Annotated in this window: 10 protein-coding genes; all 10 read left to right on the top strand. The window is 65.7% G+C overall.

Annotated features, from left to right (window positions below):
- Positions 1 to 2: 2 nt before the first annotated feature.
- The 10 genes from ACO054_RS15540 to feoB all read left to right on the top strand — a co-directional run bounded on the left by ACO054_RS15540 (position 3) and on the right by feoB (position 13,322).
- Entirely contained in the window at positions 3 to 1,541 is a 1,539-nt protein-coding gene (locus ACO054_RS15540; protein WP_421707500.1) for a tripartite tricarboxylate transporter permease, read from the top strand.
- 58 nt (positions 1,542 to 1,599) lie between these two features.
- On the top strand, positions 1,600 to 2,790 hold the full coding sequence (locus tag ACO054_RS15535; protein WP_421707499.1) for a CaiB/BaiF CoA transferase family protein: 1,191 nt from the start codon (positions 1,600 to 1,602) through the stop codon (positions 2,788 to 2,790).
- Positions 2,787 to 3,623 (top strand): citryl-CoA lyase, encoded by an 837-nt coding sequence (locus ACO054_RS15530; RefSeq protein ID WP_421707498.1) that lies wholly within the window; start codon positions 2,787 to 2,789, stop codon positions 3,621 to 3,623. The genes ACO054_RS15535 and ACO054_RS15530 overlap by 4 nt, the downstream gene beginning before the upstream one ends.
- A gap of 82 nt (positions 3,624 to 3,705) precedes the next feature.
- On the top strand, positions 3,706 to 4,545 hold the full coding sequence (gene cobS / locus ACO054_RS15525; RefSeq protein WP_421707497.1) for an adenosylcobinamide-GDP ribazoletransferase: 840 nt from the start codon (positions 3,706 to 3,708) through the stop codon (positions 4,543 to 4,545).
- 776 nt (positions 4,546 to 5,321) lie between these two features.
- On the top strand, positions 5,322 to 6,647 hold the full coding sequence (locus ACO054_RS15520) for an imelysin family protein (RefSeq protein WP_421707496.1): 1,326 nt from the start codon (positions 5,322 to 5,324) through the stop codon (positions 6,645 to 6,647).
- Between the two features lie 178 nt (positions 6,648 to 6,825).
- Positions 6,826 to 8,352, top strand: a complete 1,527-nt coding sequence (locus tag ACO054_RS15515) for a di-heme oxidoredictase family protein (protein WP_421707495.1) — start codon at positions 6,826 to 6,828, stop codon at positions 8,350 to 8,352.
- Between the two features lie 3 nt (positions 8,353 to 8,355).
- A complete protein-coding gene (locus ACO054_RS15510) occupies positions 8,356 to 9,453 on the top strand; it encodes an imelysin family protein (RefSeq protein WP_421707494.1) in 1,098 nt (365 codons plus the stop codon).
- Positions 9,454 to 9,456: 3 nt separating this feature from the next.
- Positions 9,457 to 10,548, top strand: a complete 1,092-nt coding sequence (locus ACO054_RS15505) for a DUF1513 domain-containing protein (protein WP_421707493.1) — start codon at positions 9,457 to 9,459, stop codon at positions 10,546 to 10,548.
- Positions 10,549 to 10,683: 135 nt separating this feature from the next.
- Positions 10,684 to 10,995, top strand: coding sequence for a FeoA family protein (locus ACO054_RS15500; RefSeq protein ID WP_421707492.1), 312 nt, complete (start codon positions 10,684 to 10,686; stop codon positions 10,993 to 10,995).
- Positions 10,992 to 13,322: a Fe(2+) transporter permease subunit FeoB gene (gene feoB / locus ACO054_RS15495; RefSeq protein WP_421707491.1), complete on the top strand. Its 2,331-nt coding sequence runs from the start codon at positions 10,992 to 10,994 to the stop codon at positions 13,320 to 13,322. Before ACO054_RS15500 ends, feoB begins: the two co-directional genes overlap by 4 nt.
- The last annotated feature ends 4 nt before the right edge of the window (positions 13,323 to 13,326 follow it).

The following is a 13,326-nucleotide window of genomic DNA, read 5'->3' as shown; positions in this document are numbered from 1 at the left end:
CCATGATCGAAGGCATCATGATCGGCCTCTCGACGGCTCTAACGCCGACCAATCTGGCTTTCGTCATGCTGGGCTGTCTGGTCGGAACCTTCATCGGCATGTTGCCGGGTCTCGGCCCCATGTCGGCCATCGCCCTGATGATTCCCATCGCCGCCAGCCTGGACCCCTCCGCCGGGATCATCCTGATGGCGGCGGTCTACTACGGTGCGATCTTCGGCGGCTCCACCTCCTCCATCCTGATCAACGCGCCGGGGGTTGCCAGTACCGTCGCTACCTCCTTCGACGGCTACCCCATGGCCAAGAAGGGGATGGCCGGGAAGGCTCTGGCCATAGGTGCCTACTCCTCCTTCTCCGGCGGCGTGATCGCGGCTCTGTTCCTGCTGGTGGCGGCGCCCTTTCTGGCCAGCGTCTCGCTGTCCTTCCACTCGACCGACTACTTCGCCCTGATGGTGCTGGGGTTGGTCGCAGTCGCCGCCTTCGCCGGCAAGGGCGACATGATCAAGGCGCTGCTGATGACGGTCGTGGGACTGATGCTCTCCACGGTCGGAACCGATCAAACCCAGGGCGTGCCGCGTTTCACGCTGGGCATGATCGACCTGGTGGACGGGATTTCCTTCCTGCTGCTGGTGATGGCGACCTTCGCACTGTCGGAAGCCCTGATGGCGATCCTAAAACCGAAGACGGACAGCGACCGGTTGAAGGAGAGGGATGCATCCCAGAATCTCGGCTCCATGGCGGTTAGCCGCTCCGAGGTCAAGGATATGGCACCGGTGATCGGCCGCTCGTCACTGTTGGGCTTTCTGGTCGGTGTGCTGCCCGGGGCCGGTGCGACCATCGCCAGTTTCCTGGCTTATGGCACGGAGCAGCGTCTGGCCGGTCCGGAGAAGGGCAAGGAGTTCGGCAAGGGGTCGGTGCGTGGACTGGCGGCGCCGGAGACGGCCAACAATGCGGCAGCCACGGGGTCCTTCGTCCCTCTGCTGACGCTTGGTATTCCGGGGTCGGGGACGACGGCGATCATGCTCGGCGCCCTGATCGGTTACGGAATCCAGCCCGGGCCGCGTCTCTACATCGATCAGCCGGCGGTTTTCTGGTCGGTGATCGTTTCCATGTGGATCGGCAATATCGTGTTGCTGATTCTCAACCTGCCGCTGATCCCCTACATCGCGCGCATTCTGGCGGTGCCCTCGCGGTTCCTGCTGCCGCTGATCCTCTTCTTCTCGCTGATCGGCGTCTATTTCGTCAGCTTCAACACCTTCGACATCCAGCTCATGGTGATCTTCGCGATTGCGGCCGTGGTGCTCCGTTTCCTCGATTTTCCCATGGCGCCGATGATTCTGGGTTTCATCCTGGGCGGCATGATGGAGGAGAACCTGCGCCGCGCGCTGCTGATCAACAACGACAGCTGGTCGTTCCTCTGGGAACGTCCGCTGACTCTCTCGATCCTGTCAATCGCGGCGGCCTGCCTCGTGGCGCCTTTCCTCACCTCGCAGCTGCGCAAGCTGAAGAAGCAGGTCTACGACAAGGCCGGCGAGGGCGGATGAGCGGACGGTTACGAGGCGATTTGTTCGGCCTTCATTCGGGAACGTGGAGCCTGAGACCGTGAAGCCGCTGGCGGGTGTGCGGGTTCTCGATCTGACGAACGTTCTGGCCGGCCCCTTCTGCTGTCATCAGCTCGCGCATTTCGGGGCCGAGGTTATCAAGGTCGAGGCCCCAGGACGGGGAGATCTCGCCCGCAATCTCGGGGCGGATGCCGACCTCAACGCCCGTGGCATGGGAATCTCCTTCCTGGCGCAGAACGCGGGCAAGAAGTCGGTTACCCTCAACCTTAAAAGCTCCGAGGGCGTCGCCCTGCTCAAGCAGTTGGTCGAAACCGCCGACGTGCTGGTGGAGAACTATCGCCCCGGCGTCATGCAGCGGCTGGGTGTCGGCTACGATGTCCTGAAGGCCAGCAATCCGCGTCTGATCTACTGTGCGATCTCCGGCTTCGGTCAGGACGGTCCTTGGGTCGACCGGCCCGCCTACGATCAGATCGTGCAGGGCGCATCCGGCGTCATGGCGATTACCGGCGATGCCGAGACGGCGCCCCTGCGTGTCGGCTATCCGGTATCCGATACCATCGGCGGGCTGACAGCGGCCTTTGCGGTTTCGGCCGCCCTGGCCTCACCCGAGCGCGGCGGTTACATCGACGTCTCCATGCTGGAGGCCACCATCGCTACCATGGGCTGGGTCGTCTCCAACTACCTGATCGGCGGGGTCGAGCCGAGCGCTCAAGGCAACGAGAACATGACCTCCGCTCCCTCGGGCACCTTTCGGGCCGCCGAGGGATTGCTGAACATCGCGGCCAACAAGGACGAGCAATGGCAGGCCTTGGCCCGACACCTGGGCCGGGAGGACCTGCTGGCCGACCCCGCCTATGCGACGCGCGAGGCGCGTAAGGCCAATCGCCAGACCCTGAAGGCCGAGCTGGAACGCAGTCTGGCTGCGCAGTCCGCGCAGGAGTGGGTCGAGGCGCTGAACCGCATCGGCGTTCCCGCCGGTGTCGTCCAGAGCGTGCCGGAGGCGCTGACCCATCCGCAGGTCGCCGAGCGTGGGCTGCTTGCCGACTTCCCAGACGTGCCGGGCGTCGGGCGCGACATCACCGTCGTGCGGACCGGCGTCAAGCTTGACGGCGCCGTGCCGGCCGTCGAGACGCCGCCGCCTCAACTCGGCGCACACAACGATGAGGTCTACGGCGCGCTGGGGCTGTCGGGCGCGGAGATCCAGCGACTGCGCGAGGAGGGCGTGCTGTGAGCGACGGGGCGGATGGAAACCGGGATGTAACGACAGGTGCTGCGAGCGATGTCGCGGACTGGTGGCGGACCGACATCATCGACATGATGCCCGGCGCGATCCGGATGCGGGGGCGGCCGATCGAGGAGTTGATCGGCCAGGTCACCTTCCCGCAAATGATCTGGTTGATGCTGCGCGGAGAGCTGCCCACGCCGGCCGCGGCCGAGCTGCTGCAGGCGGCGCTGGTCGCCGCCGTCGACCATGGACCGCAGGCACCCTCCATCGCCACGGCGCGCATGGCCGTCACCTGCGGCGCCTCCTTGAACGGTGCCCTGGCCAGTGCTGTCAATATGCTGGACGACGTTCATGGCGGGGCGGGCGAGCAGGCGGTCGAACTCTATGGTCTGATCGAGGCAGCGGGCGGACCCGAGGCGACGGCGGCCTGCCTCGACCGTTGGACGGCGGAGCGCTCGGCCTTCATTCCCGGTTTCGGTCATCGCTTTCACAAGCCCGTCGACCCGCGCGCACCGCGTCTTCTCGCTCTCGTCGATGCGGCTGCGCGAGACGGTGTCTGTACGGGCCGCTTCGCCGCCATCGGCCGGGCGGTGGAGGCGACGCTCCTGGCCAGAAAGGGCAAGCCTGTCCCGATGAACATCGACGGCGCGACGGCGGTCATCTTCGCCGAGCTGGGTTTTCCGCCGCCGCTGGCACGCGGCCTCTTCTGCCTGTCGCGTTCGGTCGGTATCCTCGCTCACGCTTTCGAGCAGATGGAGCAGGGCGGGCGCAACAAGGGCCCGACGCCTCCGCAGTATCGCTGGACCTACGGCGGGCCGAATCCGATCGAGGGCGACTAGCCTCGCAATGCGTCGGGCTGGTCTTGCAGATCCCGGCAGGTCCAACATCGCCACCCGAACACGACTCTCAGGACGAGAAGACTTGGTTGAGCGTCAGGAAGATCGGCAGGGCGGACGAGGCGGCGATTGCGGCGGCCGTCGCCGGGACGTCTGGATCCGGCGTCTGAGAAACGAAACGGCGATCTTTCTGCTGGCGCTGCAGTTCCTGACGCGACTACCGCTTCCGCGCGACATCGGCTATTCGCCGGAGCGGCTGGCCTCGGCAGTCCGCTATTATCCGGCGGTCGGTCTTGGTGTCGGAGCTATCGCGGCTTTGGTGTTCTGGGTCGCCCTTCAGGCGTTCCCGCCGCTGCTGGCGCTGCTGCTCTCGACCGTGGCGACCCTTTTGGCCACCGGGGCCTTTCACGAGGATGGGTTGGCTGACACCTTCGACGGTATCGGCGGTGGAGCGACACGCGAGGCCGCGCTGCGCATCATGAAGGACAGCCGCCTCGGCACCTATGGCGCCGCTGCGCTAGGGCTTGTGCTGGCCACGAAGATCGCCGCTCTGGCGGCGCTGCCGATTTCCGCTGTCGTCCTGGCTTTGATCGTCGGACACGGCCTGAGCCGCCTGTCGAGCGTGCTGGTGATCGCCACCAGCCGGTACCAGCGTGCCGAAGGAACCGGCAAGCCGACGGCCCAAGGCATCTCCGCCATCGGTCTGCTGGTCGCAAGTGGGACCGGAGTGGTTGCGGTCTGCGGCGCGTTCGTCTGGCTTCCTGGAGTCGCTTTGCTTGGCGGCCTCGGCGGCCTGCTGGTCGGCCACCTGGCGATCCGTCGAGTTTTCACCGGCAAGCTCGGCGGCTACAGCGGCGATACCCTGGGAGCCACCCAGCAGGTCAGCGAGGTTGCCTTCTACCTCGGTCTGCTGGCCTGTCTCTGACGCCAGGGTCGACCGGTCGCGCCGATCGGGTCAGGACGTTCGCCCTGTCAGGAAGTTCGCGCTGTCTGGGGCGAGGCCGCCAAAGCGGTTGCGAGCGGCCTGGGCACGGCCTCCCGAACGGTGGGGAGGGGCGCGACTGTTTCGGACGGCGAGGCCGCGGCGGAACTGAAGGCGAAGGAAGGGGCGGTCTCGCTCGGCGGCGCTTTCGGCTGAGGCTGCGGCAGTGCGTCGCTTCGCACTTCCGCTGTCTGATTCAGATCACGGGCATCCTGCATCAAGCGAGTCAACTGACCTGTTCCTAGGCCGCGCCAGATCATCATGAACTCGGTCCTCCTAAAGTCGCTCGCTTAGTCTATCGATAATGAGATGCATTCGCAACTGGGCTGCAGCGAAAGGCCACACTCAACTGAGAAGACGACGGCTGTTCGAGGCTGCTGCCTTCCCTAGGGCTGCAGACTCCGCGTCGCGGCATCCGGTCACAATGATCCATATCAATGAGAATGCGAGGCGCTCGCAATTATTGAAGCCGACCCTTCTCGACTTACGCCAGTGTTTCTCGATTTGCGCCAGTGTTTCTCGATTTACGATAGCAATCGCGCCTTGACAGGAAGCGGCTTGCGCGACTGAATGCAACTGCGAGTCATTCTTAACTTTATATGCCATCACACACTTGGTGCTGTAGAGACGTCAGCGAACCGATCTGCGGCGGCGGGTCATGTCAGCGGAATGCCACGCAACACGAAGCACATACGATACAAAACAAGGGACGCGAAGCTATGAGAGTTATCACCGCCGGTACGGCAGACGCGGGCGCCAAGAGGGCGCGCGCGACACGATACGGATTCTTGGCCGGCGGCGCACTGCTGGTTGCCAGTCTGCTGACGGCGGCGTCGGGCAAGGCGGCCGAGCCGGCTGAGGTGCTGGAGACCTACGCCGATATCGCGCAGGCCGGCTACGAAGACTCCCTGATCACGGCCCAGACCTTGCGAGCGACCGTCGAAGCGTTGGTCGAAAGCCCGAGCGAGGCGACCCTGATGCAGGCGCGAGCTGCCTGGTTGGCCGCGCGGATCCCCTATCAGCAGACCGAGGTCTATCGCTTCGGCAACGAGATCGTCGATGACTGGGAAGGGCGAGTGAACGCTTGGCCGCTGGATGAGGGTCTGATCGACTACGTCGAGGGCGCCTACGGCACGGAATCCGACGAGAATCGCTACTACACGGTCAATGTCGTCGCCAACGCGACCCTGACGGTGGGCGGACGCGAAATCGACGCGACGGCCATCACGCCGACCCTGCTGAGCGACGTTCTGCACGAAGCGGACGAGGTCGAGGCCAACGTGGCGACCGGCTATCACGCCATCGAATTCCTGCTTTGGGGCCAGGATCTCAACGGCACCGGCCCCGGCGCCGGAACCCGCCCGGCGACCGACTTCGATATGGCGAACTGCACCAATGGAAACTGCGATCGCCGCGCCGAATATCTGGTTGCCGCGACCGATCTGCTGTTGACCGACCTGCAGGAGATGGTCGACGCCTGGGGCCCCGACGGCGAGGCGCGCGCCGCCCTGACGGCGCAGGGGGCGGATGCGGGCCTGATTCGCATCCTCACCGGGCTCGGCTCCCTCTCCTATGGGGAGCTGGCCGGCGAGCGCATGCGGCTCGGTCTCTTGCTGCACGATCCCGAGGAGGAGCATGACTGCTTCGCCGACAACACGCACAACAGTCACTTCTACAACGTCGTCGGCATGATCAACGTTTTCACCGGGACCTATCACCGCGTAGACGGAACGCGGGTCAGCGGCCCGAGCCTGGAGGCCCTGCTCGCCGAGGCCGACTCCAGCGTGGCGGAAGAGCTGCGGGCCGGTCTCGACCGGAGCCACGAGGCAGCCTTTGACCTGGTCCAGCGGGCCGAGCGGGTCGAGCACTACGACCAGATGATCGCGGCCGGCAACGCCGAAGGGAATGCCACCGTCGAAGCCTTGATCGAGACTCTGGTCGAGCAGACCCGCAGCATCGAGCGCGCCGTCGCCGCTCTGGATCTGCAGCCGATCGCCTTCATGGGCTCCGACAGCCTGGACAACCCGAGCGCGGTTTTCCAGTAAGACGGGCCGCGAGACGGGAGTTACAGATTGGGGCGGTGGAAAGCCGAAGCGTTTCGTCGCTTATGGCTTTCCACCGCCCCCTTACCGTATCTGTGTGGACCTGTTGTCGGCCGCGTTCCGTGCGGCCGGTGATAAACCGCAGCAGTAGGATTTGGGGGGTCCGACAGAGACCGTGACCGTGAAGCCTCTGGCCTTCGTTGCCTTCCTATCGGCCGTCGCCTTCGGGGCCGTCGCCGTGTTTGCCGCGCCGGGCGAGCGGTCTCTCGATCATCGCGACGACCTGACCGCCGAGGAGCGCACGCGCGTCCTCGGTGTCCTGGCTCTGCCTGACGACTTCTCCAAGGCCGAGGCTTTCGAGCGCTGGCCGGGCGGTGGCGGGACGTCGCGCAAGCTGATCAATCGCGATGCCTTTTCTCATCCGCTGGAGACCCTGACGTTTGAGGAGGAACAGCTCTTCCGGGTCGGCAACGGCATCTTTCGGAAGCTCTGGGTCAGCTCCCCGGCTTCAACCCAGGCCTCCGACGGTCTGGGCCCGCTGTTCAACGCGCGCTCCTGTCAACGCTGTCACCTAAAGGACGGGCGCGGCCATCCTCCCGCCGAGGGGGAGACGGCGATATCGATGTTCCTGCGCCTCTCTATTCCGCCTCAGAACGAGGCGCAGCGGCAGCTTCTCGAAAGCGGTCAGGTCGGTGTGATTCCCGATCCGGTCTATGGCGGCCAGCTGCAGAACTTCGCCGTACCCGGTCATCTTGCCGAAGGCCAGATGACCATCACCTACGAGGAGGTGCCGGTCGAACTCAACGGCGGTGAGACGGTCAGCCTGCGCAAGCCGGTCTACGGCATCGCCGATCTTGGCTACGGTCCGACCCATCCCGAGCTGATGGTGAGCCCTCGGGTCGCCAGCCAGGTGATCGGCCTCGGCCTTCTGGAGGCCATTCATGAGGGCGACATCTTGGCCCAGGCGGACCCGGACGACGCCGATGGCGATGGGATCTCTGGTCGGCCGAACTGGGTACGCGACGACACGACCGGCGAGCTGGTTCTGGGACGCTTCGGTTGGAAGGCGGGTAATCCCAACGTGCGGCAGCAGTCGGCCCATGCCTTCACCGGGGACATCGGGATTTCGACGAGCTTCACGCCCTACCATGCGGGCGAATGCACCGAGGCGCAGACGGCCTGTCAGGCCGCGCCCACGGGCGTTCAGGTCGCGCTCGGCGATGTGGAGGCGCCCGACACCGTGCTGGATCTCGTCACCTTCTATACCGAGACCTTGGCACCGCCGGCGCGTCGAGACCTGGAGGAGCCGGAGGTGCTGCGCGGCAAGGAGCTGTTCCATGCCAGCGGCTGCGCTGCCTGCCACACGCCGAAGTACGTGACGCGCCGCGATGCGGCGATTGGGGGAACGAGCTTCCAGCTGATCTGGCCCTACACCGATCTACTGCTGCACGACATGGGCGAGGGGCTGGCCGACGGGCGGCCGGAGTGGCAGGCGACCGGACGCGAATGGCGCACCGCTCCGCTGTGGGGAATCGGGCTGACCGAAACGGTGAACGGCCACACCTTCTTTCTGCACGACGGCAGGGCGCGCAACCTGCTCGAGGCCATCCTCTGGCATGGCGGCGAAGCCCAGGCCGCCCGCGATGCCGTGGTGGCGATGACGCCGGAGGAGCGCGACGACCTCCTGGCCTTTATCGGATCGCTTTAGACCATGCTTCTGGTTCGCTCACTTCTGGCCACAGGCGTCGCCGCGACCTTCGCCGGAACGCTCCTGGCTGGCGCCGCTCCCTCGGCGCGGGCAGAGGCCACACCCGACTACGCGAAGGTTGTGGACACCGCCGTCTCGGCCAGTATCCGGCCCGGCTACAGTACCGTTGCCGAAGCCTTCGCCGAACTGGAGGCGACGCTGGCAGCCCGCTGTGCGGCGGGAGACACCCCGGACGGTCCGGAGATGGAACGGGCTTTCGCCGATGCCGTGGTGGCCTGGGGAGGCGTCCAGCACCTGCGGTTCGGTCCGGTCATGGAAGACGACCGCTTTCTCAGCATCTTCTTCTGGCCCGATCCGCGAAACTTCACCAGCCGACATCTCAGCGGTTTGAAGGCGTCGCTGGGAGACAGACCTCTGTCCGCCGAGAGCCTGGCTCAGATGAGCGTGGCGGTGCAGAGCCTTTCGGCCTTCGAACGGGTCATGACGGATCCGGAGCAAGCGTCGCAGATCGGGTTTCCGCGCTGCGATCTGGCCAAGGCCATCTCAGAGAACTTGAACAACAAGATCGCGGCGACCGCCGCCGCCTGGCAGGAGGGAGCGGCCTATCCGCTCTACCTGACGGAGCCCGGCCCCGAGAATCCGCTCTATAGGGACGACCGGGAAGCTCTGTCCGAGTTGTTCAAGGCGCTTGGCAGCGGCCTGCAGTTTCTGCATGAACGAACGTTGCTGCCGGTGGTCGGGGATTCCGTCGAGGATGCTCGTCCGCGCCGCGCCGCCTTTCGTCGCAGCGGTCTCACCATGCCGCACCTTCAGGCCATGGTCGCCGGTCTGGAGTCCTACTATCTGGACAGCGGAATTGCCGGCGCGGTGGCTGCCGGCAATCCGGAGATCGACGCGCGGATCCGCGATCGCTTCCAACAGCTTTCGAACACGCTCGAAGCCATAGAAGGCTCCTTCGCCGAGTCCGTCGTGGACCCGGACCAGCGCAACCGCTGGCGCTACGCCATGACGCTCTCTGAGGTTCTGGTGCGCGAGGTCAACGGAGGGGCATCGGCCGCTCTGGGGCTCTCGCGGGGATTCAACGCCTTCGACGGCGACTGATCCATGGCGGGGCCGCAGCTCTCCCGTCGTCTCCTTCTCGCGCTGCTCGCCGCAGGTGCGTTTCGGCCCAAGGCGACCTGGGCCGCCGCCCGCTCGGACTTTCTGGCTGCCTGGCAGACGGCGGACGGTCGCTACCGCGCCGGTGTTCTCAGCGCGGCGGGGGAGACACTGCAAGCGCTCGATCTTCCGGCGCGCGGGCATGGTATGGCCTGGGATGCCGCGGGGCGGCGGGCCGTCATCTTCGCCCGTCGACCGGGCCGCTTCGCCGTGGTGCTGGATCTCCAGAAGGGGCTGCGCAAGAGGGAGATCGAAGCGGCACGCGGACGCCACTTCTTCGGGCATGGCTGCTTTTCCGCCGATGGACATCGGCTCTATGCGACCGAGAACGACTACGACGGCGAACGGGGCGTGATCGGCGTCTACGACGCGGCCGACGGCTTTCGCCGGATCGGCGAACTGTCGAGTCACGGGGTCGGTCCGCATGAGATCCGTCTGTCCGCCGATGGCAGAACTCTGATCGTGGCCAACGGCGGAATCCTGACCCATCCCGAGGCGCCACGCGCCAAGCTGAACCTGACGGAGATGGCTCCCTCCGTGGTCTTCCTGGAGGCCGGGAGCGGCCGCTTACTGCAGCAGGTCGCGCCGCCGGCGGAGCTGCACCGCCTGTCGCTGCGCCATCTCGATATCGCGCGCGACGGCCAAGTGGTGGTGGTCGCGCAGTGGGAGGGCGATCCTCTCGCGCAGCCGCCGCTGATCGGCCTCACCCGGCTGGGGCAAAGGCTCCATCTGGTTTCCGCGCCCAAGGCGGTACAGACCGGACTGAGAAACTACTGCGGGTCCGTCGCCTTTTCGAACGACGGTCGCCGTTTCGCGGTCACCTCCCCGCGTGGCGGTCTGGCCACGTTCTGGCGGAACGATGGCGACTTTCTCGGCGCCGCCGATCTGCCGGACGTCTGTGCTGTCGATGCCGCCGATACCGGATTTCGGCTGACTTCCGGCGAAGGCAAGCTGGCCGAGTTGCGGGACGGTCGTCTTGTGCCGCTCGACCTGAGTTTGCGCCGTTTTGACAACCACCTGATGTCCCTGACCGTCTGAAGTCGAAAGTCGGTTCACAAAGGTCTTTTCACGGGAATCGTCGTGGACCGGTCGAAAGATCGCTTGATCAAAGTCAATGAGAATGATTATCAATCGCGACAAGATCGATATTGAACGCAAAGCGAGGAGGTCGGAATGCCCCAGACCAGTCCTAGCGTCGTTGTCCCAGGCGACGAACCGTCTCGCGACCGCTCCTTGTCCGCGGTACCGCAGGAGCGCTTAGTTCGGATCGACTCTCTTCATGCTGGGCCGGTGATGAACCGCAGATTGGCCGAACTGGGCTTGCGCAGCGGCGTGCTGGTCGAGGTTCTGCTGAATCACGGGCGCGACGGCGTGATCGTCGGCCTGGGTGGGGAGCGTCTGGCGCTGCCGCGTTCGCTCGCCGCGCGCATCTGGATTGCGGAGGACTCGTCGACTGCTGAGGCAGCCGGAGGAGTCAGACCATGACGCCGATCACTATCGCGCTGATCGGTAACCCTAACACCGGCAAGACCTCCCTCTTCAACCGGCTGACCGGCCTGCGACAGCGGGTGGCGAACTGGCCCGGCGTCACGGTGAAGAAGCGCAGCGGTTCCTTCCGTCTTGGAGCCCTTGAGGGAACTGCCGTCGATCTGCCCGGTATCCATTCCTTCGCGCCGACCGAGACCTCGGAAGACGAACGCGTTGCCCGCGCTTACCTAGCGGCCTGTGAGGCGGACGTCATCGTCGACATCGTCGACGCGACAAACATCGAGCGGCATCTCTATCTGGCCGTCCAGCTTCTGGAGCAAGGCTACCCGGTCGTGGTTGCGCTCAATATGATGGACCTCGCCCGCGTCAGCGGCATCGAGATCGACGTGGCTGCGCTGTCTCGGCGGCTCGGCTGCCCCGTAGTACCGCTGGTCGCCTCGCGCGGCGAAGGCCTGAGTGCGCTGGAGGTCGCGATCCGGCAGAGCCTGCGCGGCCGCTCGCAGCAGCGCTCCGATCTGATCGACCACGGCTCTCTGGTCGAAGGGGCTCTCGACGACATGGCCGCCAGCCTTGTGCAGGCAGGTATGGCTTCTATTCCCGCCCGGCGCGCGGCCATTCGCCTGATCGAGGGGGACAGGCAGACCCTCAGCGACCTCCGGGCGGAAGGCGCGACAGCGATCGCACGACGCCTGATAACGCTGGAAAGGGAAAGCGGCGAGCCGTCAGATCTCTTGCTCGCCGAGGGCCGCTACGGCTTCATCATGGCGGTCACGGAGGAGGTTGTACGGCGTCGGCGCAAACTGTCGCGCGCCGTCTCCGACCGGATCGACCGGGTCACGCTGCACCGCGCTCTCGGACTGCCGATCTTCCTGGGCCTGATGTATCTGATGTTTCTCTGGACGATCAGTATCGGCGGCGCCTTCATCGACTTCTTCGATATCTTCGCCGGAACGCTCTTCGTCGAGGGCCTAGGTCAGCTTCTGGCCGACTTGTCTGCGCCAGCCTGGCTTTCGGTGATCCTCGCCGACGGGGTCGGCGGCGGTATCCAGACGGTCGCTACCTTCATTCCCATCATCGGCTGTCTCTTTCTGTTCCTGGCGGTACTGGAGGACAGCGGCTACATGGCGCGCGCGGCCTTCGTGATGGACCGGTTCATGCGTGCCGCCGGTCTGCCGGGAAAGGCCTTCCTGCCTCTGCTGGTGGGCTTCGGCTGCAGCGTGCCGGGCGTGATGGGGACGCGCATTCTCTCCGACGCGCGGGACCGCAAGACAACCATCATGATGATTCCCTTCATGTCCTGCGGTGCGCGGGTGCCCGTCTATGCTCTCTTCGCCGCCGCCTTCTTCCCGACCAACGGGCAGAATCTGGTCTTCCTGCTCTACATCGTCGGCATTCTGGTCGCCATCCTCACCGGCTTGGCCCTGAAGCGTACCCTGCTGGTCGGCAGCACCACCGGTCCGACGGTGATCGAACTGCCGCGCTATCACCTGCCCACCTTGCGCAACGTCCTGCTGCGGACCTCGGACCGCCTCAAGGTCTTCGTTCGGGGCGCCGGCAAGGTCATCGTTCTGATGGTTATGGTGCTGTCCGTGCTGAGCGCGGTCAGCCGGGACGGCAGCTTCGGCGAGGTGGGGATCGAAGACTCGCTGCTGGCCGATGTCGGACGCGCCGTCACGCCGGCCTTTGCGCCGATGGGGATCGAGGAGGACAACTGGCCCGCCACGGTCGGCATCTTCACCGGTCTTCTGGCGAAGGAAGCGGTGGTTGGAACCTTGGACAACCTCTATGGCGCGTTTGCCGTCGCTGGAGCCGAAGGACCGGTCGAGGAAGAGACCGCCTTCAGCCTGCTGGGCGGCCTTGCCGAGGCCGCTGCGACGGTTCCCGAGAATCTCGGCGGCGTGGCGGCCGGGCTGCTCGACCCGCTCGGCATCGTCATCGGCGACCTGTCGGAGCTGGGGGCGGCCGCCGAAGCGCAGGAGGTCTCGACTGGAACCTTCGGTGCGATGGTGGAGCGCTTCGACGGTCAGGTCGGCGCCTTCGCCTACCTGCTGTTCGTCCTGCTCTACTTCCCCTGCTTCGCCGCCATGGGAGCGATCTACCGCGAGCTGGGGCTCGGCTGGAGCGCTTTCGCGGGCGTCTGGACCACCGGCCTCGCCTACGGCGTCGCGACCTCCTTCTATCAAGCCGCCCGCTGGCAGCAGGACCCGGTCGGCGCAGCGAGCTGGATTCTCGGTGTCGCAGTCGCACTTGCCCTGTCGCTCGCCGCCATGCGGTGGCTGGGCCAGAAGGGCGAGACTGTGCCTGTCGTAAAACCGGCGGAGTGAGGCC

It is taken from the genome of Algihabitans sp. (genome assembly GCF_965226985.1).
Classification (GTDB): domain Bacteria; phylum Pseudomonadota; class Alphaproteobacteria; order Kiloniellales; family DSM-21159; genus Algihabitans.
This window is presented reverse-complemented; position numbering and strand designations above follow the sequence as displayed.

Excerpts from the sequence above, each read along its gene's own strand:
- ACO054_RS15540 (WP_421707500.1), top strand. The coding sequence starts at position 3 with ATGATCGAAGGCATCATGATCGGCCTCTCGACGGCTCTAACGCCGACC.
- ACO054_RS15520 (WP_421707496.1), top strand. The coding sequence starts at position 5,322 with ATGAGAGTTATCACCGCCGGTACGGCAGACGCGGGCGCCAAGAGGGCG.
- ACO054_RS15510 (WP_421707494.1), top strand. The coding sequence starts at position 8,356 with ATGCTTCTGGTTCGCTCACTTCTGGCCACAGGCGTCGCCGCGACCTTC.
- ACO054_RS15505 (WP_421707493.1), top strand. The coding sequence starts at position 9,457 with ATGGCGGGGCCGCAGCTCTCCCGTCGTCTCCTTCTCGCGCTGCTCGCC.
- ACO054_RS15500 (WP_421707492.1), top strand. The coding sequence starts at position 10,684 with ATGCCCCAGACCAGTCCTAGCGTCGTTGTCCCAGGCGACGAACCGTCT.
- feoB (WP_421707491.1), top strand. The coding sequence starts at position 10,992 with ATGACGCCGATCACTATCGCGCTGATCGGTAACCCTAACACCGGCAAG.